19 protein-coding genes are annotated in these 21,682 nt (G+C 54.5%); 11 read left to right on the plus strand and 8 right to left on the minus strand.

Annotated features, from left to right (window positions below; all coding sequences use genetic code 11):
• Positions 1-18: 18 nt before the first annotated feature.
• Positions 19-1,437: an aminotransferase gene (locus H616_RS0113650; RefSeq protein WP_027967850.1), complete on the plus strand. Its 1,419-nt coding sequence runs from the start codon at positions 19-21 to the stop codon at positions 1,435-1,437.
• A gap of 64 nt (positions 1,438-1,501) precedes the next feature.
• Here H616_RS0113650 and H616_RS15145 read toward each other — a convergent pair whose 3' ends face one another.
• Genes H616_RS15145 through H616_RS0113665 form a run of 3 tightly spaced genes read right to left on the minus strand, consistent with a single transcriptional unit; the run spans position 1,502 to position 5,197 of the window.
• Complete coding sequence (locus H616_RS15145) at positions 1,502-2,188, minus strand: ATP-binding cassette domain-containing protein (protein WP_051234313.1); 687 nt, start codon at positions 2,186-2,188, stop codon at positions 1,502-1,504.
• 20 nt (positions 2,189-2,208) lie between these two features.
• On the minus strand, positions 2,209-3,954 hold the full coding sequence (locus H616_RS0113660) for an ABC transporter permease (protein WP_051234314.1): 1,746 nt from the start codon (positions 3,952-3,954) through the stop codon (positions 2,209-2,211).
• Positions 3,941-5,197, minus strand: coding sequence for an ABC transporter substrate-binding protein (locus H616_RS0113665; RefSeq protein ID WP_027967852.1), 1,257 nt, complete (start codon positions 5,195-5,197; stop codon positions 3,941-3,943). The genes H616_RS0113660 and H616_RS0113665 overlap by 14 nt, the downstream gene beginning before the upstream one ends.
• Positions 5,198-5,535: 338 nt before the next feature.
• Here H616_RS0113665 and H616_RS0113670 point away from each other — a divergent pair, with 338 nt between their 5' ends.
• The 4 genes from H616_RS0113670 to H616_RS0113685 all read left to right on the plus strand — a co-directional run bounded on the left by H616_RS0113670 (position 5,536) and on the right by H616_RS0113685 (position 8,777).
• Positions 5,536-7,026 (plus strand): SulP family inorganic anion transporter, encoded by a 1,491-nt coding sequence (locus H616_RS0113670; RefSeq protein WP_027967853.1) that lies wholly within the window; start codon positions 5,536-5,538, stop codon positions 7,024-7,026.
• A 93-nt stretch (positions 7,027-7,119) separates the two neighbouring features.
• Positions 7,120-7,974, plus strand: a complete 855-nt coding sequence (locus tag H616_RS0113675; RefSeq protein ID WP_027967854.1) for a universal stress protein — start codon at positions 7,120-7,122, stop codon at positions 7,972-7,974.
• An 83-nt stretch (positions 7,975-8,057) separates the two neighbouring features.
• On the plus strand, positions 8,058-8,417 hold the full coding sequence (locus H616_RS0113680; RefSeq protein ID WP_027967855.1) for a RidA family protein: 360 nt from the start codon (positions 8,058-8,060) through the stop codon (positions 8,415-8,417).
• 114 nt (positions 8,418-8,531) lie between these two features.
• Complete coding sequence (locus H616_RS0113685; protein ID WP_027967856.1) at positions 8,532-8,777, plus strand: hypothetical protein; 246 nt, start codon at positions 8,532-8,534, stop codon at positions 8,775-8,777.
• A gap of 192 nt (positions 8,778-8,969) precedes the next feature.
• On the opposite strand, the gene H616_RS0113690 is transcribed toward H616_RS0113685, so the two are convergent.
• Positions 8,970-9,878 (minus strand): LysR family transcriptional regulator, encoded by a 909-nt coding sequence (locus tag H616_RS0113690; protein WP_027967857.1) that lies wholly within the window; start codon positions 9,876-9,878, stop codon positions 8,970-8,972.
• A 181-nt stretch (positions 9,879-10,059) separates the two neighbouring features.
• Positions 10,060-12,126 (minus strand): TonB-dependent receptor domain-containing protein, encoded by a 2,067-nt coding sequence (locus tag H616_RS0113695; protein ID WP_027967858.1) that lies wholly within the window; start codon positions 12,124-12,126, stop codon positions 10,060-10,062.
• 193 nt (positions 12,127-12,319) lie between these two features.
• Between H616_RS0113695 and H616_RS0113700 the strand changes: the two genes are divergently transcribed.
• From H616_RS0113700 to H616_RS0113725, 6 genes are all read left to right on the plus strand, one after another.
• Positions 12,320-13,198, plus strand: coding sequence for an ABC transporter substrate-binding protein (locus tag H616_RS0113700; RefSeq protein WP_027967859.1), 879 nt, complete (start codon positions 12,320-12,322; stop codon positions 13,196-13,198).
• An 83-nt stretch (positions 13,199-13,281) separates the two neighbouring features.
• Positions 13,282-14,214 (plus strand): ABC transporter substrate-binding protein, encoded by a 933-nt coding sequence (locus H616_RS0113705; protein WP_027967860.1) that lies wholly within the window; start codon positions 13,282-13,284, stop codon positions 14,212-14,214.
• A gap of 50 nt (positions 14,215-14,264) precedes the next feature.
• Positions 14,265-15,233 (plus strand): FecCD family ABC transporter permease, encoded by a 969-nt coding sequence (locus H616_RS0113710; protein ID WP_027967861.1) that lies wholly within the window; start codon positions 14,265-14,267, stop codon positions 15,231-15,233.
• Between the two features lie 12 nt (positions 15,234-15,245).
• Entirely contained in the window at positions 15,246-16,334 is a 1,089-nt protein-coding gene (locus H616_RS0113715) for a FecCD family ABC transporter permease (RefSeq protein ID WP_051234315.1), read from the plus strand.
• Positions 16,335-16,342: 8 nt separating this feature from the next.
• On the plus strand, positions 16,343-17,140 hold the full coding sequence (locus H616_RS0113720; protein ID WP_027967863.1) for an ABC transporter ATP-binding protein: 798 nt from the start codon (positions 16,343-16,345) through the stop codon (positions 17,138-17,140).
• An 81-nt stretch (positions 17,141-17,221) separates the two neighbouring features.
• The gene (locus H616_RS0113725) at positions 17,222-17,971 is read left to right on the plus strand and encodes a siderophore-interacting protein (protein WP_027967864.1); all 750 of its coding nucleotides are present in this window, start codon (positions 17,222-17,224) and stop codon (positions 17,969-17,971) included.
• Here the strand turns inward: H616_RS0113725 and H616_RS0113730 are convergent.
• The 3 genes from H616_RS0113730 to H616_RS15155 are packed head-to-tail and all read right to left on the minus strand — an operon-like array spanning position 17,968 to position 21,681.
• Complete coding sequence (locus tag H616_RS0113730; RefSeq protein ID WP_027967865.1) at positions 17,968-18,888, minus strand: aldose epimerase family protein; 921 nt, start codon at positions 18,886-18,888, stop codon at positions 17,968-17,970. The two genes, H616_RS0113725 and H616_RS0113730, sit on opposite strands and share 4 nt — an antisense overlap.
• Before the next feature lie 56 nt (positions 18,889-18,944).
• Complete coding sequence (locus tag H616_RS15320) at positions 18,945-20,870, minus strand: FUSC family protein (RefSeq protein WP_027967866.1); 1,926 nt, start codon at positions 20,868-20,870, stop codon at positions 18,945-18,947.
• Between the two features lie 4 nt (positions 20,871-20,874).
• Entirely contained in the window at positions 20,875-21,681 is an 807-nt protein-coding gene (locus H616_RS15155) for a glutamine amidotransferase (protein WP_084155933.1), read from the minus strand.
• Position 21,682 lies beyond the last annotated feature (1 nt).

The raw sequence follows: 21,682 nt of genomic DNA on the forward strand, positions 1-21,682 counted from the left end.
AATATAGAGAGATATGCCATGAGCCAGCAGCATCAAGATCTTGTTAACCGCGACCGCAAAGTTACATTTCATGCGTCAACTCACCTACGTGATTTTGCTCATGGTGATGCACCAGGGCGCGTTATTACCGGTGGTAAGGGGTTGAATATCGTCGATAAAGACGGTCGTGAGTTCATGGACGCCTTTGCTGGCCTGTATTGCGTGAACATTGGTTATGGTCGTACTGAAGTGGCAGAAGCCATTTATCAGCAGGCGCTGGAAATGTCCTATTACCACACCTATGTGGGCCACTCTAACGAGCCGCAGATTGCGCTGTCTGAAAAGATTATCGAAATGGCCGGCCCCGGCATGTCCAAGGTTTATTACGGCATGTCTGGCAGCGATGCTAACGAGACTCAGCTCAAGCTGGTTCGTTACTACAATAACGTGCTGGGTCGCCCGCAGAAGAAAAAAGTTATCTCGCGTATGCGCGGCTACCACGGTTCTGGCCTAGCCACCGGCTCACTCACTGGCCTTAAAGCGTTCCACGACCAGTTTGATCTGCCGCTTGCCGGCATCCTGCACACTGAAGCGCCGTATTATTACCATCGAGCGGCTGAGCAGGAAGGCATGACAGAGCTTGAGTTCTCCCAGTTCTGCGCGACCAAGCTGGAAGAAATGATTTTGGCCGAAGGCCCCGATACCGTGGCTGCCTTTATTGGTGAGCCAGTGCTGGGCACTGGCGGTATCGTACCGCCGCCAGAAGGCTACTGGGCGGCCATTCAGGCGGTTTTGAGCAAGTACGATATTCTGTTGATTGCTGATGAAGTGGTATGTGGCTTTGGCCGTATCGGTAGTGACTTCGGCAGCCACCATTACGGCATCAAGCCTGACTTGATCACTATCGCCAAGGGTCTGACCAGTGCCTATCAGCCGTTGTCAGGTGTGATTGTTGGTGACCGTGTGTGGAGTGTTCTTGAGAAAGGTACCAGCGAGCTGGGCCCGATCGGTCACGGCTGGACCTACTCTGGTCATGTGCTTGGCTGTGCGGCAGCACTGGCTAACCTAGCGATCATCGAGCGCGAAGGCCTGACCGCTAACGCCGCTGAGACGGGTGCCTACATGCAGCAGAAAATGGCTGAGACCTTTGCTGATCACCCCATCGTTGGTGACGTACGTGGTGTGGGTATGCTGGCTGCGCTGGAGTTCTCTGCTGACCCAGCCGCTCGCAAGGCCTTTGATCCGAGCCTGAAAGTTGGCCCGCGTCTGTCTGCTGCTGCGCTGGAGCGTGATCTGATTACCCGCGCTATGCCACAGGGCGATATCCTGGGTTTCGCTCCGGCAATGACTGCCACACGTGAAGAAATCGATGAGATCGTTGCGCGCACTCGTGCTGCTGTAGATCAGGTCACCGATGAGTTGACCCGTGAAGGTGCAGTCAAGGCGGTTAGCGCCTAAAAGGCACGCTAAAGGCGCTGCCGTAAGCGCAGTGCAGCAAAGGCAGGAAAAGTAAAAGTGTCAATCATACGCCGCAGGGGTCACTTCCTGCGGCGTTTTTATGCGTGGTTAGCTCGATAACTGGCCCGCCGGCGGCTTTCGCGTCGGCCTGGTCGTGAGTCACTAGCAATGTTGGCAAGCCTTTGTCACGTGCGCGTTTGAAGACGAGTTGGCGAATTTCCTCGCGAAGAGCCGCGTCTAAGCGTGAGAAAGGCTCATCAAGCAGCATGGCGCGTGGTTCGGCCAGGAGTACACGCATTAACGCGACACGGGCACGTTGGCCGCCGGACAGCGTTTCTGGATTGCGATTGGCGAAGCCGGTTAAGCCAATGTCAGCCAATGCTTGCTCGGCTTTAGCATGGCGCTGACGTTTTGAACCGCCATGAGGGATGCCAAATGCCAAGTTGCCGCCAACGCTTAGGTGGGGAAACAGCAGCGGATCCTGAAACAGCAATCCTAATCGTCGGCGTTCTGCGGGTAATGCGCTGATTTCGCTGTTGCCAAGCCACACCTGCCCGCTGGCGCTAAAGGTTGAGGCCAGAAATCCAGCAAGAAATGCTAATAGGGTGGATTTTCCCACGCCAGATGGCCCCATGATGGTGAGTATTTCGCCAGGCTCAATACGCGTGTTTAGCGCAATTAGGCAGCGTTCAGCCTGATGAATGCTGATCTGTTCAAGAATCAGGGCGTCTGGTGTCGGCGGGTCGAACATCAGTTGGGTGAGCTCCTGGGTTATGCCGATAAGGGGCGGTGCTTTTTGTGGCGTGGGCTTCGCCTTTGCCTTAGCAAGCGTGGCAAGCCAAGTGCCAGGGCGAAGCCCAGGGCGGGCAGTGTTAATTGTGTTAGAGCGTAGACAGCGGTAAGCCGCCGGTCGCCGCCGCTTGAGAGTGCAACAGCATCAGTGGTTAGGGTGGCAAGTCGGCCTGCCCCCAGCAGTATCGTGGGTAAGTACTGGCCGACGCTGACCGCAAAGCCAACGGCTGCTGCAACACCGATAGGGGCTGCCATCAGTGGTAGTTTTATCTGCCAGAATACGCGACTGGGTTTCGCACCCAGTGCCGCGCCTAGCTGTGACCAGCGAGGGTCAAGGCGTCGATAAGATTCACTCAGTGATAGAAAAACATAGGGTAGCACGAACAACGTATGCCCTAGCACGACAGCCAACCAGCCAGCGCTGAGGCCGAACTGGACCTGCCACTGAGTCAGCCCATAGAGAAATGCCACGGGGGGTATCAGTAGCGGCAGGTAGATAATTGTTATGGCGCTGGAGGACAGTGCGCGGGTGCGCAAGGTTTCGGCCTCAAGACAGCCAATGACCAACACCATGGCTAGCGCGGTAGCCGCAAAGCCAATGGATAGGGTATGACGAAATGGCTCGCCTAGCGTGGTAGTCGCTTGCTGCCAAGTACCCAGGCTCACAGGGCTTGGCCAAGCTGCAGGAAAGGGCCACCAAGTGGCCACTGACCACATGGCTAGCCCGATCAGTGCGGCACTTAGCAGAAAGATTAGCGCGGCGATTAGGCTGCCGCCTAGCCAGCGACTTAACTGCTCCGCCTGGTGACGTTTGCCATTGATTCGCCAGCAAGTTAGCAGGGAGGCTAGCAGTTGTTCTATTAACCACCAGATGATTAGCGCGGCGGCAGTTACGCCAAGCTGGAGCAGTGCTCCGGCAGAGGCAAGGAAGCGCAGCGAGAGGTCGGGATCGGTCTGCCAGCGCATTACCGCCACCGGCAGAGTTGGTGGTGTCGAAGGTCCCAGGATGATCGCTACGTCTACGTTGGCTGATGCAAAAGCAATAACCGCATAAACCGGCAAGCGAATTAGCGGATACAGCCCTGGCAGCACGGCTTTGGTAAAGGCCGAAGCAGGGCTGTAGCCCATGGAGCGAGCAACCTTTAGGCGTTGGGACGCTTGGCACTGAGGAAGGGCCGCCAAACACATCAGCAGCAGGAAAGGCGTTTCTTTGAGCACCAGCCCGCTGATCAGCGCAAGACCGAAAGGGTCGCCTGGAAACAAGTAGTCAGGCGGCTGGGCCCAGCCACTGGCCCAGGGTGAAAGCAGTCGACTGGCCAGCCCCGAGGGAGCGAGTAAAAACGCTACACCAATAGCCGCTGCGGAGTGGGGCACAGCAAGCAGTGGCGATAATAACCCACGTACTAGCCGGAATACGGCTGTTTCCATGAAGGCGGCGATGAACAGCAAGACGATGGCTAGTGATAGCGCCGCGCTAATCAGCCCACTGGTGAGGCTCAGGCTGATCATTTTGCCCAACCCTGGTGTTTGCCCCAGCGCCTGCCAAGGGGCAAGGCTTAGTGATTCACCGCCCAGCGCGGGCAGCCAGCCCAATGCGGGGGCGATAATGCCAGCCAGGCCTGCTACGACAGGCAGTGTCAGTAAGCCCAGTGTAACGACTGGCATCAGCCGAATGAGGCGGGTGAAAACGCCAGGCGTGACAGGCGTTAAATTAGCGGCTGCCATAGCGCGTAATCCAGCCTTTTTCCAAGACTCGGGTCCAGCTGGGGTGAGGTTCTGGTAGCACCTGCTCAAGCGCTGTTGCAGGTAGTTGTGCTGGATGCTCAGCGGTGTTTAATAGTGCTGCTTGTTGGGTAGCGTTCAGTTGCTGGCTATCAAGAACCGTCGGGTCGCCCCATACCGTTGTGTCCTGCTTGCGTGTTTGAGCGTCTGGCGATAGCAGAAAATTGGCTACCACCAGGGCTCCCGCTTGGTGCCTAGCATTAAAAGGAATGGCGACGAAATGCACATTGCCTAAGGTGCCGCCCTCCAGTATCAGGCTGCGTGTACTCGGGGGCAGCTGATAGGCGGTCACGGTAGCCGCAGGTTCAGAGGGGTTGAATGTGAAGGCTAGGCTAAGCTCGCCATCGCCCATTAGCTGTTTTAGCTCGGGGCCACTGGCGGGGAAGTGGCGACCCCCACGCCACAGCAGGGGGTGTAGGGTGTCTAGGTAATCCCACAGCGGCGCAGTGATAGCGTCTACGCTTTGCTCGTCAACGGGGTGCGTTAGTACGGCGGGGTCATCGACCAGGCTGATGAGTGTCTGTTTAAGAAACGTGGTGCCTAGGAAGTCGGGTATTCGAGGATAGCTGAAGCGCCCAGGGTTGGCGGATGCCCAGTCGAGTAATGCCGTCATTGAACGTGGTGGTGACGAAACACGCTGGCTGTCGTAGTAGAAGGTCAGCTGCGCTTTACCCCAGGGTGACTCGAAGCCCTCGGTGGGACGGGTGAAGTCGGTGGTGATTTCAGGATTATCCTGAGGGTTGGTCAGAGAAAAGTGAGGCAGTTGTTGTGTGAATGGGCCGTAAAGCAGATCGTTATCGCGCATGGCAGCGAAATTTTCACCATTAAGCCAGATCAAGTCGACACTGCCGTGTGTCAGATTGCCAGCAGACTTCTCGGCCAGTACACGCGATACGGCGGTGGCAGCATCGTCCAGCTTTACATGGATGAGTTCAATGTCGTAGCGAGAGGCCACTTGCTCCGCGACCCAGCGAATATAACGGTTGACGGTAGGGCTGCCTCCCCAAGCATTCCAATAGACTGTCTGGCCCTGGGCCTGCGCTTCGATACTCGCCCATGAAACGCTGGCTGCGTTATTTTCAGCGCCATCCGTTGCTGTGGGTGACAAGTTCGTGGCAAACGCCGTTGGCAGGGTGGCGCTGATGATAATGCAGATAAGAAACTTAGCGAGGCGGCAGCCTGGCATAGGCGATTCCTTAGGTCAGTGATTGTTATGGTGCTGCGCTATCGCTCGGCAGGGTACGGTAGCGCCGTCGTTGCATTAATCGCATCGTATTATTACTCGCTCTTAGTGGCTACACAGGAGCCGTTGTTCACGGCATATTAGCCCGTGTATTAGGCGGCGTAGAGTGCCATGATGGAAAGTCTTTACAGCGCTTGACATGGCAGGTTTAACGTCAATCTGCTAGAGTTCGCGGTCTATAATTTCCCACTTTCCTCGTAGATGCCATGCATCGGATAGCGTTCGCTAGCCAGATTGGTGCGCGTGCCCTAACTGATACGAACTCCTGACTGGACCGCTTCATGATCCGATCTCTCAAGCAAGACTGGTTTTTCAATATCCGAGGCGACATTCTGTCTGGCCTGGTTGTTGCCCTGGCTTTGATTCCTGAAGCCATCGCTTTTTCTATTATTGCTGGCGTTGACCCTAAGGTCGGGCTTTATGCGTCGTTCTCCATGGCGGTGATTATCGCTTTTGCTGGAGGACGGCCTGGTATGATATCGGCCGCGACGGCTGCCATGGCGCTACTAATGGTAACGCTGGTTCGAGAGCATGGCCTTGAGTATCTGCTGGCGGCAACTCTGTTAACTGGGGTGTTACAGGTTATTGCGGGCTACCTGAGGCTTGCTGATCTGATGCGTTTTGTGTCGCGCTCGGTGGTAACTGGCTTCGTGAATGCCTTGGCTATTCTGATTTTTATGGCGCAACTGCCGGAACTGACTAACGTCACCTGGCATGTTTATGCCATGACAGCCGCGGGTCTGGGCATTATCTATCTGTTTCCTTATGTGCCGACTATCGGCAAGTTGCTACCGTCGCCGCTGGTTTGCATTTTGGTGCTGACGGCGGTGTATCTGGTCACCGGTATGGAGATTCGCACAGTGGGTGACATGGGCGAGCTGCCGGATACCTTGCCGGTATTTCTATGGCCCGATGTACCGCTGAACTTGGAAACCCTAACGATTATTTTCCCCTACGCGGTGATGCTGACTGTCGTTGGTCTGCTGGAGTCGATGATGACAGCCACCATCGTTGACGACTTGACGGATACCACCAGCGACAAGAACCGCGAGTGTAAAGGCCAAGGCCTGGCTAACTTCGGTACAGGACTACTGGGTGGCATGGCTGGCTGCGCGATGATCGGTCAGTCGGTGATCAATATTAAATCGGGTGGTCGTGGTCGGCTTTCGACGCTGGTGGCAGGCGTGGTGCTGTTGATCATGGTGGTGTTTCTGTCGGACTGGGTATCGCAGATTCCTATGGCGGCACTGGTCGCTGTAATGATCATGGTGTCGATCGGTACGTTCAGCTGGACCTCGATTCGTGATCTGAAAAAGCACCCGATGTCCACCAATCTCGTGATGTTAGTGACGGTAGGGGTCACGGTGAGCACCCACAACTTAGCCATCGGCGTGTTTGTTGGTGTGCTGCTGGCGGCCATGAACTTCGCGAACAAAGTTGGCAACATTCTGTATATCGGTAGTGAAGACGACCCGCACGTTAGTCATCGCACCTATCGCGTTGTCGGGCAAGTGTTTTTTGCCTCGTCTGAGCGTTTCGGCAGGGCGTTTGATTTCAAAGAAACCGTCGAGAAGGTCACTATCGACCTGTCCCGAGCGCATTTCTGGGATATTACGGCAGTACAGGCACTGGATATGACCGTGATTAAATTCCGGCGTGAAGGGACTCAGGTAGAACTGATTGGCTTGAATGATGCCAGCGCTACCATTGTTGATCGCTACGCCATTCATGATGACCCTAAGGCTGTTGAAAAGCTGATGGGCGGCGAGTGACAGACGGCGAACCGTGGGTTATTACACCACGGCTGGACATAATGCAGAGCGTATTGGGTCAACTCTTATTCGCTAACTTGTGGAGCAGAAAAGATGACTGAACAGGTGATGGCCGCCATTGACGGCTCACATTTCTCAGAAGGTGTCTGTGATTATGCTGCTTGGGCTAGCTTGGCGCTGGGCGCACCACTGACCTTTCTGCATGTGGCCGACAATCATCTGCAAAGCCTTGAAACCGACCTGTCGGGCAATATTGGCCTGGGCGCGCGTGAGCATCTGCTTGAAGAGCTGGCGAAGCTTGATGAAAAACGTGCCCGTATTGCCCAAGAGCAGGGGCGTTTGATGCTTAAGGCCGCACAGGATCGCGCCATTGCTGGTGACGTTAGCGAGCCAAGTATGCGCCAGCGTAATGGCACCCTAGTGGAAACACTGGAGGAGCTGGAGGACGAGATACGCTTGCTGGTCATTGGAAAGCGTGGCAAAACAGCGCATGAAGATAGTGATCACTTAGGTTCCAATTTGGAGCGTGTAGTGCGCACGCTCCATCGGCCTATTCTGGTAGTGCCCGAGACGTTTCGCCGCCCAACAAAGATTATGGTGGCGTTCGATGGCAGCAGGACCACTCGCAAGGGCATTGAGATGTTGGCAAGTAGCCCACTGTTTCGCGGCATTGAATGTCATGTCGTGATGGTTGGCGCAGACACTGGCGATAATACGTCGCAACTGGCTTGGGCGTTAGCAACGTTGCGAGATGCTGAGCACAAAGCAGAAGGTGTGATTCGTGCGGGTGATGTGGAGCAGGTGTTGCGTAGCTACAAGCAGGAGCATGACATTGATATGACGGTAATGGGTGCCTACGGACATTCACGGATTCGTCACTTGCTGCTGGGGAGTACAACCACCAGTGTGTTGCGCGGTGCGAGTATTCCGGTGCTGTTATTGCGTTGATCAGGCGCGTGCCAGATGGATGTTTTTCGGTGTGTCTTTTCAGAGTACCATGTGGCCCCAAACAATCTGCAGGAGTTCTACCCATGAGCATTCAGCGTCACGATACACAAGCCCGTATGAGCCGTGCTGTTATCCATAATGGTGTGGCTTACCTTTGTGGTCAGGTGCCTGGTCCCGAGGCGCGCAACGGTGATATCACCGAGCAAACCCAAAGCATGTTGGCCAGAGTGGATGCACTGCTAGAAGAGATAGGTTCTGATCGTGAGCATCTGCTTGCTGCGACGGTTTATCTCACCAATGGTGAAGATGCCGCTGCCATGAATGCTGTGTGGGATGCTTGGGTGCCTGAAGGTCACGCGCCAACCCGTACTTGTGTTTGTGCGCCACTGCCTGCCAAGGAACTGCTGGTGGAAGTGACCGTGACGGCGGTAGTAAAAGGTTGAACCATCAACCGTAGGCTGTAGGATAGATTTGTTATTTTTGCTGATGTGTTGTTTGTGTCTAGACTGACAGTCTGTCGTGTCATTCAAGACATGCTCTGACAAGGAGGTGGAAAAATGGCTTACGTAACAATCGGTGGTGTGCAGTACGAAAAGGAATTAATTGACTTGGCCAACGCTCATACGACTGGGCAAGGCGAAGGAAAAGTCTCTAAAGATGAAGTGGATGATCTGCTCAAGTCGGCCCTTGATGGCCAGGGTGTCACGGACGTTGAGCGTCGCACGCTTGAGTACATTCGCAATAACTTTGATTTCACCGATGCGGCGGCTGAACGTTTTGACAAGAAGTTCGCCGAGCTGTAAACGCTGACAAGTAAAGTGACAGTGTATTAATCATGCTGCGCGAAGTGCCATGCCAGTCAACTGACGTTGACTGGCATTTTTGGTTTTTGATGTCAGGCGCAGAACGTATTGTTTTTTTTATCTACGTCAAAAGACGCCTTCTTTAGCGCCAAGGGTGATGACCTTGATGAGGTAGCCAGCGTTGCTCTGCTGCTACGGCATAGAGCGCCACGCTGACGGAACAGCTTGGCGTAGAGCATCAAGCAAAGCGTCTAGGCGTCGGGGGTGTGGCCCATAGGGAGAAAGTAGGCTGACGGCCAGAGGGGCTGGGCGCCATTCTGCCAAGCAAGGCACTAGCTCGTTGGGATGGTACTGCTCGCGTCTTGCAACAGACCATTCTGATAGAACGCCGATGCCTTGCCCTTGAGCGATGGCATCTACTTGCAACGTCGGTAGATCGACGCATAGCCGTGAGCGGGGGGGATGAAAGCAGAAAGAGCGTCGCTCAGGGTGGTGTAGCATCAGTCCGTTATGGGTTGTGCCAAGCAGGTCGATCCAGGGGTGTTGTGCTAACTCCTCGGGAGTTGTAGGTGCTCCGTGGCGTTTAAGATAACCAGGGCTGGCGTAAAGCCATTGGGTGAGTTGTCCTAGGGACTCTACCCGCAGTGGTGTGTCTGCAGGTAGGTCGCCTATCCACACTTGGGCGATCTGGCTTTCTGGTGAGTTTTCTGGCCGGTCGCGCGCCTGTAGGGTTAATTCCATTTCAGGGTGGCTTGCCAGAAAGGTTTTGACGACGTTAGCCGCCCAGTTACGCGCTAAACTGCAATGTACGCCTAGGGTCAGGCGTCCGCGCATTGTTCCAGAGAGGTCTGCCAAGGCTTCATGACTGTGGTTAGCCAAACTCAGCATCTGGCAACAATAGTCGTGAAATACCAGCCCGGCCTCGGTGGGAATCAGCCGATTGGCCTGTCGTCGTAGCAGTGTTTGCCCAAGCCGTGACTCCAGCTGGGTAATTCGACGGCTGAGTGTTGACTTGGCCAAGTCCATGCGTTGAGCGCTGCGTGTCAGGCTGCCAGAGGTCATCACAGCATCGAAAGCGGCCAGTTCATCGAAGTCATACATGGTTATGGGACGTATCGTGAGGAAGGTGTAAACATATCATGTCTATTTGCAAATGAAAATTATTATAATCTATTCTTTGGTCGTTCTGAGCAAAGAAATAAATATGCCAACGCTCCGGGGTGGCCGGAGCGAAAGGGCGATCTCAATTCACAAAGCGCATCACCAATAGCCTGCGTAAGGCTTAGAAATCTACAGTGAGTCCAAGGCTAACTTGGCGACCGTCAAGCACGACTTCGTAGTCGTCGTTGGTCACTTTCTTGTCACCTATGTTGTAGATACCCGCCTTGACGCGGGCATTATCATTCAGAGCATAAACTAAGCCAGCATCAACAAAACCATAGCCAGGAGTGCCTTCACTCATGCTGCTACGGCCCAGGTAGTCGCTGGTACTGCCTCGAATGTTGTTTTGCACCCAAAGGTTTAGGTCCTGGGTGGCTTGCCAGTCGAGGAGCAGGTTAAACATGTGTTCGGGAACTTTATTGAGCGGTTCGCCAGAAAACTCACCGGTTTTCTGTTCGGAGTGAGTGTAGGTGTAGCTGGAGGAGAGGTTCAGCTGTGGCGTGATGTCATAGGCCAGAGCTAGCTCGGCCCCCTGTATTTCGGCCTTGGAAATGTTCTTGCGTGTGCTGAGAAAGACAAAGTCATTACCCGCATAGTGGCAACCCCAAGTGCTAGGATCGTTGCGATCTGCGTCAGGCGTTACGCAGAAGCGATCTTCTGCGATTTTATCGTCGAACTGCGTATGAAACAGCGTCGCGCTGGTCGTCAAGCCGCCTGCAGCACTGTTGTAGGCAAGGCCGAATTCGTAGTTGGTGCTGGTTTCTGGGTCCAGGTCTGTGTTGCCAATGATAAGCGCTCGGGGGTGTGGCGCAGGAGAACCGCCACCGCCAGTACCACGACCAAAGCCTTCGGTGGCCTCTGATAAGCTGGGCTGTTTGTAACCGGTAGAAACGCCGCCTTTAAGTGTCCACTCTGGGGTCAGGTGGTAGTTAGCGTAAACGCGTGGTGAAAAATGGCCGCCGAACAGCTCGTCATCGTCATAGCGCACCCCAGTGGTCAGGTTAAGGTCGTCGGTAATACTCCACTCCATCTCCATGAACAAGGAGGCCAGCCAGCGGTCTGCTTTATTAATAGCGCCGGGCACGTTGGAAGAGAGTAAGCCATTGGTGTCGTCGGTCAGGTTTTCGTGCTTGTACTGGCCGCCGAACGTGAGCATGTGACTACCCCAGAAATAGGTTGTCTGGGAGTTGAACGTAGTCATTTCATTGGTTTTTTTCTTACTGTTATCGCTAAGGTGCCGGTCAGAGATATCGTGCTGCAGGTAGGTATCAGTTAAAAAGTTGCCGTAGTTACCACGATGAGACAGGGTGTAGATATCTTTGTCATAGCGCGTGGTATTCGCTTGTGTGGGGTTGCCGCGACGATCAACTGAAGCGATGCTGCGCCCAGGGGTGTGGGTGTATTCCTTGGTAGATGACGTGTAGCCCAAAGAGAATTCGTTACTGCCGTCAGGTGTTAAAATCAGTTCTACGCCACCTTGTCGAGTATCACTTTTCGGGTTGCTTTCAGCATTATCTCCGCCACCGATGTAATCGCTTTCCTCATTTCCGACCCAGCTGCCATGAACGCGAGCACCGAGCAAGCCTGCAATTAAAGGGCCGCTGGTAAAAAAGCTGATTTGTTGGGCGTCGTTACTGATGTCATTAAGTGAGTGCGTATACTCGGTAGTCACTGACCCCATCCACTGCTCAGTGACCTTTTTGGTAATAACGTTGACGACCCCGCCCATGGCCTGAGAGCCGTATAGCGATGACATCGGGCCGCGAATGACCTCGATACGTTCAATCATCGAGATCGGCGGCAGGCCGATCTGTTTACCGCCATCGGAACCGTTAGTATTAACGGTACGTCCATCGTTGATTGGGCGGCCATCAATCAGGTACAGCGTATAGCTATCATCTAGGCCGCGAATACTGATGTCCTTCGACTGCCCGCCTCCGGTGACATAGACGCCGGGAATGTTGTCCATAGCGTCCACGATGCTCGAATAAGACTGCTTGTTAAGCTCCTCACCAGTGATTACCGAGATGCTTGCTGGCGCATCAGAGATAACCTGCTCGAACCCCGAGGCGGTAATAACCAAGGGTTCTAGCTCGGTCGTGTCTTTCGCTAGGCTGGTGCCACTGGCGACAGCTGTAGAAATTGCTAGAGCCAAGGTGGAGTGGTAATGGGGCAAGAAAATCGGCATCGTAACGTTTCCAGTTGTTGGGTAGGCAGATCGATCGGACGCAAATGATAAAGATTATTATTAATAATTAAAGGTCCGTTCTGCCGAATGCTATGTTCCTGATAACGCAACGCAAACCGTGGTAGCCTTCTTTCCCTTATTGCAATCGATTCCCATTCGTGGGTCGGTTAATCAAAAACTAGGGGAGCGGTTCATGAAAACATCTGGCACATATACGCTGATGCTAACGTTGGTAATGTTGGCTCTGCCGGGAGCGGTGAATGCAGAGGCGGAGGTTGTTAACGAGCCAACGGTGGTGAGTTATGACTGGGGGAGTGTTGACACGCTAGAGGCGCTAGGGCTCGAAGAACATATTATCGGTTTGCCCTACCAGGCAGCACCGGCGTATATGCAGCATTTACTTGAAGGACGCACTGACGTTGGTGGCCTTAAGGTTCCAGACCTTGATGCAGTTATCGCCTCTCAGCCGCAGCTGATTGTGGTTACTGGGCGTCAGGGTGAGGCCGTTGAGTCGTTGGCTAATATCGCTGAAGTCATCGATGTAGGCCTTGAAGAAGGTCCGTATTTTACTGCTTTTAGTGACAAGGTTACGGGGCTGGCCGAGCGTTTCAATGCCGAAGCCGAGGCAGCAGAGGCTCTTACCGGTTTATCCGAGTTCATCGAGCAAGCACGAGCTTCGCTTCCTGAAGAACGTTCGGTCATGGTGATTACTCACAACGATGGCCGCTTTTCTTTACGCCAAGAGAGCGTGGTAAACGAACTGTTACAGCTTGATGTTCCAGCGGTGCCTGAGGATGTCGAGCTGGTACAGCGTGGCGAGCGGGTTTTCACGCCTTTAACGCCAGACATTATGGTGCGTATGTCACCTGATGTGGTGTTGGTTGTAGACCGTAGCTTGGCAATCGGTAAAGAACCGCTGGACGTATCAACACTTCAGAGCGCGCTGGCCGAACGTGGGGGCGAGTCTATCCGTGTTGTACCGCTGTCGGCCGATCTTTGGTATCTCTCTGGTGCGGGCCTTGGCAGTGTGCGAGCGCAAGTTAACGAAGTGATTGAAGCGGTTGGCCGCTGATAACTACGAAAATCATTTAAACATAATTATGCAAATGATTCTGATGTAGATTAAAATTATTGGCAGCCAAGGAGCCTTTACTGATGCCACTGTTTACACGCCCGACTGCCGCTATAGCTGGCCTGTCAATTCTTTTGACTTTTTCTACGGCGCAAGCCGCAAGTGTTTCTACTGCTTATGGAAACGTTGAGGTGCCTGATGCTCCTGAGCGAGTAGTTACCCTTTATGAGGGCGCACTGGATGCGGCCCTGGCGGCAGAGGTAATGCCTGTCGGCGCCGTTACCACCCGCGGTGGAGATAGTGTGGCGCGCTATATTGAAGCTCACCTGGATGAGGAAACTCGGCCAGCGATTGTTGGCGTGGTTCGTGAGGTGAATTTGGAGGCTGTATTAGCCGAGCGGCCCGATATGATTCTGGCGGCTCCACAGCTTGCTGATGAGCAGTATGCCTTGCTGTCTAAAATCGCGCCCACTGTGGTTCCTGTTGCTCGTGAACGTGCTGCCGATAACTGGAAGCATGAAGCGCGTCTTTTCGGTGAAGCGTTGGGCCGAGCGGAGGTACTGGAAGCCGTTATCACTGACGTGGAGGAGCGAGCATCAGCATTGTCACAGGCGCTTGCTGAGGCGGGAGTCGATGGGAGTACTAACCTAGTGCGCTGGATGCCCCAAGGCCCGCTAGTGATGTCTGACACCTTGTTTTCTAGCGGTATTCTGGCAGCCTCAGGCCTTAAGGTAAGTGATGCCGGATTGGTTAACCAAGGGGGCGCTCACAGCGACCCGCTGAGCCTTGAAAATCTCTCGCGGCTGGATGGCGACTGGTTATTTCTCGCCACGTTAAATGCAGAAGGTGAACAAGCGCTGGAAGCCGCTAAGCAATCGGCTGCTTTTGCTCGCTTGCCGGTAGTAACGCACGATCGAGTGGTGGTAGTGGATGGGCAGTTGTGGACCAGCGCTAGCGGCCCGCTGGCTGCCCAGGCAATTCTGAGCAATATTGAAGCCGCATTGTTGCCTGAATGATGATACCTCACTTATCAAAGCCCCACCGTGAGGCGGGGCTTTGGCGTGTCATGGCTCTGTTGCTGCTACTGCTGGCCGTGACCGCCATTATCAGTGTGTTACTCGGTGCCGGAGAGGTCACGCCAGCGCGTGCTCTAGCGGTGTTAGTAGGACATGGCGATGATGAGGCCACCTTTGTTGTGGGTTCGCTTCGTGCGCCACGCACCCTGATCGGTATTGTTGTCGGGATATCCCTCGGCGTGGCTGGCGCGTTGTTGCAAGCGGTTTCGCGTAACCCGTTGGCAGAGCCTGGGCTGCTCGGAGTTAGTGCTGGCGCGGCCTTCGCGGTGGGAGTGGCTTTATGCTTGGGGGCTAGTGCGGCAACACTGCGTATCGCAGTCGGGCAGGTCGGGGCATTGCTCGGGTGTCTGGCGGTACTTAGCGTTGTACGACTGCGTGGCATGGGCAGTGACCCTGTTCGCCTGATATTGGCTGGTGCTGCTTTTTCTGCGCTGCTTGCCTCGCTGACGTCGCTTTTATTGCTGTTTGACCAACGTGCCGCCGATGAAATTCGTTTCTGGGTTGTCGGTAGTTTAGCAGGGCGTCATGTAGACGATTTGTTGGCAATACTCCCTAGCCTGGTTCTAGCGCTAGCGATTAGTGCCATCATCGCGCGTCCTTTAGCGGCTTTGGCCTTGGGCGAGCGCGTTGCCTCTGGCCTTGGCCATCATCCGGGGCGTGTTCGCTTGCTGGTGGTTTTAGCGGTTGCGCTGATGGTTGGTGCGGCCACAGCGGTGGCCGGGCCAATCGCGTTTGTTGGCCTGGTCGTTCCTTTTGCGGCGCGTGCTTTGGCTGGGCCTGATGTGCGTCGTACGTTGTGGCTTTGCTTACCGCTAGGGCCGCTGATGGTGTTGGCGGCTGACATTATTTCGCGCCTGATAGTCGCTCCCTCAGAGCTGCCTATTGGCGTGTTAACGGCTTTAATTGGAGCGCCAGTGCTGGTAGTCGTGGTTCGAGCCCGGCGGTTGCCGACGCTTTAAAGGAGAACAGCAATGGACGTGTGGACTCTGTGGGGGCGAACCTCGACGGCAGGTGAAGAGGCGCAATGCCTAAGCGCTCCTTCAGGTTATTGGCAGTTCAGCATTGGCGCTGTGAGTGTATTGATTGAGCGCAGAGGGCTGTGGGTTAGTGGGCTGCTGTTGTCTGTATTACTGCTCGCATCGCTGGGCTATCTTGCATTAGGCACTGAGACGCTGTCGCTAGCGGCATTGTGGCCCGCCTTACAAGGGAATGGAGATCCTTTTTCGGTTTTTATTGTTCAAGAGTTACGTTTACCACGTTTGGCAGCCGCCTGGTGGACTGGCGCTGCCTTTGCCGTGGCGGGCTGTCTGATGCAGACCCTAGCGCGTAACCGCTTGGCCACGCCTGGCATTATCGGCATTGATAATGGCGCCACCGCTTTTGCCGTGGCTTCGGTGGTTGGGCTGGGTGTGTCTCTGGCTCCTCCTGCCATGGCACTGATAGGCAGTGCCACTGCGGCCAGCATTACCTTTGGTTTAGCCAGTGGGAATGATACCCGAGGCTACCGCTTTATTGTTGCTGGAATCGGCATTGGTGCAGTGTTCGGGGCTGTCACTCAGTTGCTGTTGTCTCAGGTTGATATTGACAGTGCGAATGCTGCCTACCCATGGACTGTCGGCACGCTCAACGCGCGGTCTTTAGGCGCTGTGAACCTGCTTTTTGCAGGGCTGTTGCTGGGGTTGCCTGCAGCGATTGCGCTTGGCCGGTCGTTATCTGGCATGCGTTTTTCTGATGCGGTGGCCGCGGGCATGGGGATTCCTTTGAAGCATCGCAGAATACAGGTGCTAACGCTTGCTGTGCTGCTTACTGCGTTGGCTGTGGCTGTGGCTGGCCCAGTCGGTATGGTGGGGCTAATTGGCCCCGAGATTGCCCGCTCGCTTTCTTCTCCGCGGGGAGTACCGCTGGTTGCTTCGGCGCTCGCTGGCGCACTGGTAATGGTATTGGCCGACCTGGTTGGTCGCTTACTGTTGGCACCTGTCGAGCTACCCGTGGGTATTGTTACGGCTCTTGTTGGCGGCCCTTGGCTGCTATGTATTCTGCTGCGGCCATCGAGGAGCTAAGGAGGAACATGTCTGCTCAACCGGCGTACCTACTGGAAGCCAAAGCGCTTTGTTTGGCTCATGGAAAAACAGCCGTTATCGATGCGCTGAACTTGACTCTTCCACCGGGGCGGGTAACGGCGATCGTCGGTCCTAATGGTTGTGGAAAATCAACGTTACTGGCAGGCCTGGCACGTTTGCATAGCCCGAATGAGGGAGCTGTGTGTCTTGATGGAGTGGATATTCAGCATTTGTCGGCACGAGATCTGGCCCAGCGCCTAGCCCTGTTACCACAAGAAGCCAGTGCGCCGGAGGGGCTGACAGTTGCCGATTTGGTGCGTTTTGGCCGACAGCCCCACCAGGGGTGGTTGCGCCAATGGTCGGTGGAAGACAGGCATGCTGTGGCCGAAGCGCTTTCTTCGGCAGGTCTTGACGAGCTGGCTGATCGCCCGTTAGAGGCGCTTTCCGGTGGTCAGCGGCAACGCGCCTGGATTGCAATGACCATTGCTCAACAGACTCCACTGCTGTTGTTGGATGAGCCTACGTCTGCCCTGGACCTGGGGCACCAGTTAGAGGTGTTTGAATTGATACGTTCGCTCGCGGGCCGTGGGCGAACAATTGGCGTGGTTCTCCACGACCTGGCTAGTGCTTGCCGCTACGCTGATCATCTTGTTGCCATGCGCGATGGCTGCATTGTGGCTCAAGGAGCACCAGCTGATGTGGTGACTGAAGCACTAGTGGCAGAGTTATATGGTGTCGCCTGCACCCTGCTTCATGATCCATCGACAGGCGCTCCCATTCTTACGGGGCTACGTCGGCTGCCGTGATTTTTTGCATTACGTTGTCATGTGGGTGGTCTTTGGTGGTGCAGACGGCGGGCAATCTGGAACAGTATAGGAGTGATAGGTATGGGTAAGCCCATGACAAGAGAGTTGGAGGTATTACGCACGGCCCAATTGTCGCCGCATATGCGGCGTATTACGTTAGGAGGTGATGGTCTGGCAGACTTTCCAGCAGACCAGGAAAGTGCCTATATCAAACTGATATTTCCGCGTGGTAATGGGGAAAAACCGTTGATGCGGACCTACACTATTCGGCATCAGCGCGAGAGGGAAATTGATGTGGATTTTGTTCAGCATCACCCCATGGGGCCAGCATCTCGCTGGGCTGATAATGCAATGCCGGGTGATCGTATCTTGGTTGGCGGGCCTGGTGCGAAGAAGCTGGTTCAGCAGCAGGCCGATTGGTTCTTGCTGGTGGGTGATATGACAGCGTTGCCTGCACTCAGTGTTAACCTTGCCGCGCTACCTGACGAAGCCTGTGGCCATGCGGTGATCGAAATTCTGCACCCCGCAGACAAACAGTGCCTGGTACACCCTGAAAACGTGCAAATTCATTGGGTCATTAACGCTCAGCCAAACCCTCTCGGCGCGCCTCTCTTAAACAAGGTACAGAGCTTGCCCTGGCTGAAAGGCCAGCCCGGAGTCTGGGCGGCCTGTGAGTTCGGAACGATGCGTGCGTTGCGGCGCTGGTTAAAGCAGGCGCATGAGGTGCCTAAGTCGCACATGTATGTGTCGAGTTACTGGAAAATTGGCCAGACTGAGGATGGACACAAGCTGGCCAAACAGCAGGATACGATGGCTGAGTCGGTGAGTTAGGCTGTGTCGTCGCCGTCGTGTTGCGGCAGTTTGCTGTCCAGAGACAGGGTCGTGCCTAGCAGGTGTTGAGCACCGGGCACCAACCAGACTGGGTCAAGGCGCGTGTTGGCTGATTCAACGCAAAGAAAATGTCGCGCTGCTTCAGGTGAGGTGTCGGAGGGCGGCTGTTGCGCAGGGTGCCAGATAACGGCAGAGTCGCTGTTTTGGCGGGCGACTCGTAGGCGCTTTCTGCCATCATCCAGAATCAGTTCAGCGTTGGTGTGGTAAATGCGGTCAAGCCCACCACATACGGCGAGTTCGCCAACCTGCTCGCTTTGTGAAAAATCGTTGTGTTTATCCAGGTAGCGTGCCCCAGCAAGGCCTTTGATCTGGCAGGCAAAGGCATCGGCTACGGCTAGGTAGCTGTGTAGAGCGCCAGTTAGCTTCACGGGGGTTTCGCCGACATGCTCTGTAATTAACTCGACATGCAGGCGCTGGGCATTGGCCTGTATCAGCGCACGAGGCGTTAGTTGAGAGTGCAGGCGCTCAACGGGAGACAGGTGCAGCTCAACGCCATCTTCATGTGGGTCTGCTGCGTCTAAGCGCCACTCAGCCAAGCGTGCGGGGCCATGCATTGGGCCTGAACGATCGGGTGACTCGTCAGCGGTGCGCTCGTCGGCAAACCACGGCCAGCACAATGGAATACCGCCGCGAATGGCACCGGGTAACGCCTGTGGTGTCGGTGTTACCCACAGCCAGCCACCAAGCGTGCTGTTAGACGGCGACGCGGGTAAATAATGCAGCACTTGGGCGCCTTGAAGAGATACCGCCAACTGGCCCCAGGGTTCATTGGCCAGCCACACTTGCCGTCCTTCCCAGTGTGCGAAACGCTGGCCGTCGGTGCCATCAATCAGCACTTGCAGGCTGTGTGGAATCATAACCTTAATCCTTCTATTGTGCCGTTCACGTATTGCCAACGGTCAGTGGTCAGAATTTACGTGGGTGACGCGGCTTTCAGTGCCGCTAACTGGCGAGAAAGCGTGTTGATATTTTCAATAATCCCATTAAGAAATGGGTTGTCTGAGGGGGGCTCGCTTGCTTTCAGCCGGTGATGATCGGTAGTTATCATCTGCATATGCGTTGCCAGTAACTCGACACACTGGTGATCAAGTGGTGACTCATCTGGCCGTGTGTTTTCAATATAAATGGTGATGCGGTCAGCAAGACGTTCCGTTGCCACAATCACGGGAAACCATTGCGCGGCTTCTTTGTTAGCCGGGGGTGGTTCAGACAGTTGCCTTTGCAGCTGTATACGCAGGTTAGAGAGTTTGCTGTAGACCTCAAAACGCAGGCTCTTTGATGCATCCGGGTCAGCACGACAAGCCATCAAGAAATAATCAGACATCGTCTTCATTGCAATAGTGTAAGCACCTGATAACTGCTTTTCATGGGTTTTTGGCCAAATAAAATAGCCAAAAATCAAAACAATTCCACCGCCGATTGCGGTATCTGTCAGTCGCTGCCCCGCATAGTTAATAGTCGCCGTGCCTGGTGCCACCAAGTCGACAAGAATTAATACCAGCGGTGTAATAAAAACAGACAGCAAGGCATACGATTTCAGCATGGCCCAAGGCATGCAGCTTGCCAGTATAACCAAGGCTATTAGTAGCGCAGAGCCCTTAGGAATTACCATCAACATGACTGTGCCGATAATGACTCCGATAGTTGTGCCAAGTGTGCGCAATACTGCTCGCACAAATACCGAGCCAAGTTCCGGTCTCATGACCAGCGATACGGTCAGCGGAACCCAATACCAATGATTGCTGTGAACAACAAACTGTGCGGAAAAAGCCAGCCCCATACAGAGGGCCAGTTTGGCGGCAACGCTAATAACCTCAGGGCCAACAATTAAGTGACTTAAGGCTAAGGCTGGGGTTCGATGTCTGGCTGAAAAAGGCGCTATAGGTGCGGTTTGTGAAGAGGTGTGGTTTTTCAACGAGCCTGCAACAATGAGGCTATCAGACAAGTCGATGATTCGCTCACCCAGTCGGCTATCAGGCAACTGGGTAGCCGGGCAGGCAGGTAGCCTATGGTGGTGTTGAACTGACTGAGCTGCCGCTTGTAACCAGCTTGCTGCGGCTGATAGGTGTTTTGTGTTGTTATTTGCCAGCACAGAAGAAAATATTGCGTCACCTGCCTGAAGAATATCAGCATTGATTTTATTTTCTTTTGAGCGAGTCGTATTAGCAGAGCGATGGTCTAGCAACATGCCATACAGCACGTTGTACTTGTCGATAGCCACGCGCCTTTTTTCTTCAATGGCTTTGTTGTCTGCCTCACGTTTGATACCAGAAGAACGTGCCGCTGCCAATGCCGATAATGCTGAGAGGTATTCGGCGAGTTGTTGGCGCTGAGGGCGTCTTTTATCTATCAGTGCTTCAGTAGCAAGCAGCAGTGCATAAAAGAGGGTGCCCAGCAGAAACAGGCCGCTTATCTTCCAGAATGCAATGACAGCATGAAGCTCTGGTGCCAGACCATAGGTTACCGATGCGGTAAGTAATGCCTGTAATGTGCCCTTGGAATAGGCCGCGCCATAGCTGTTGACAATGCCTGCAATGAAAGCCAAGAAGCTTAGGATAATAATTGCGGTAATTGATGGAAGAAACCACAAATAGCCGGCCAGAAAACCCAAACACCCGATAAGTGAAGAAATAAACGTATTTCGAAACAGCGAACGATAAGACCCGACTCCCTCGCCAGAAGACTGAAGCATGACAGCGATTGCCATCCACATGAAAATCAACGCATGGTCAGTAAAATAGCCCAGCGTCAGAGGTATGCCTAGGCCAAGGCTGATACGCACACTGCGATTAACCGGCCACTTGGCCGGTGTTAGTTTAAGTAGGTTTTTCAGCCACATATCGTTAGCCACGCTTTGGAAGAAAGGGTCTTATTTCTGCTCGGCTCGGTATTTCCAGCGCTGCTTTTCTCTTGCTGAGGTTAAGGCTGCACATGAGTTCGGCAAACCGGACCAGTAAGCTGGCAGACTGCGGCGTTTCTTGAACGTCGTGCAGTAGCTGCTCGGGGTTTTCGCCTTGCTGGCGCATGGCGTCGGTTTGGCGCATCAGGTAAGCGCGCATGACAGCAGCGTTAAACTCGGGATGAAACTGAACACTCCATTGCCTGGGGCCATAGCGTAGCGCCTGATTAGCATCAAACTCATTGGCAGCTAGTACGCTGGCATCGCTGGGTGCTGTGAGGACTGACTGGGCATGGGTTAGCTGGGCGACAAAGGGCGTTGGCAGTATGCCTAGCAGTGGGTCATGACGACCGGCGTCGGTTAGCATGATATGTCGACTGCCTGACTCCCGCCCAGCTGGATTATAGTCGCTGACGCCGTCAAACGCAGAGGCCATCAGCTGGTGGCCATAGCACACACCGAGCATGGCGATATTACGTTGGCGAACGTGTCTCAGCCAGGGTTTGAGTGCCTCGCTCCAGGGTTCGGCATCGCTCACCATGGCATGAGACCCAGTAATGATGAGGCCGTCTTTATCGTTCAACGCAGGCGGCTCGCCATCATAACGGGCGTCGTATACAGCAAGCTCCAGTTCAGGGTGGCTGTCAGCCAGAGGGCTTAGTGCAGCAAGAAAGCGTGCGTCGAAATCACCGTGGTCGGCAACTACCTCGGGAAAGGCGTCACCGGTTTTGATAATCCATAACGTTGGCATG

It is taken from the genome of Halomonas halocynthiae DSM 14573, from assembly GCF_000425725.1.
Taxonomy (GTDB): Bacteria; Pseudomonadota; Gammaproteobacteria; order Pseudomonadales; family Halomonadaceae; genus Halomonas; species Halomonas halocynthiae.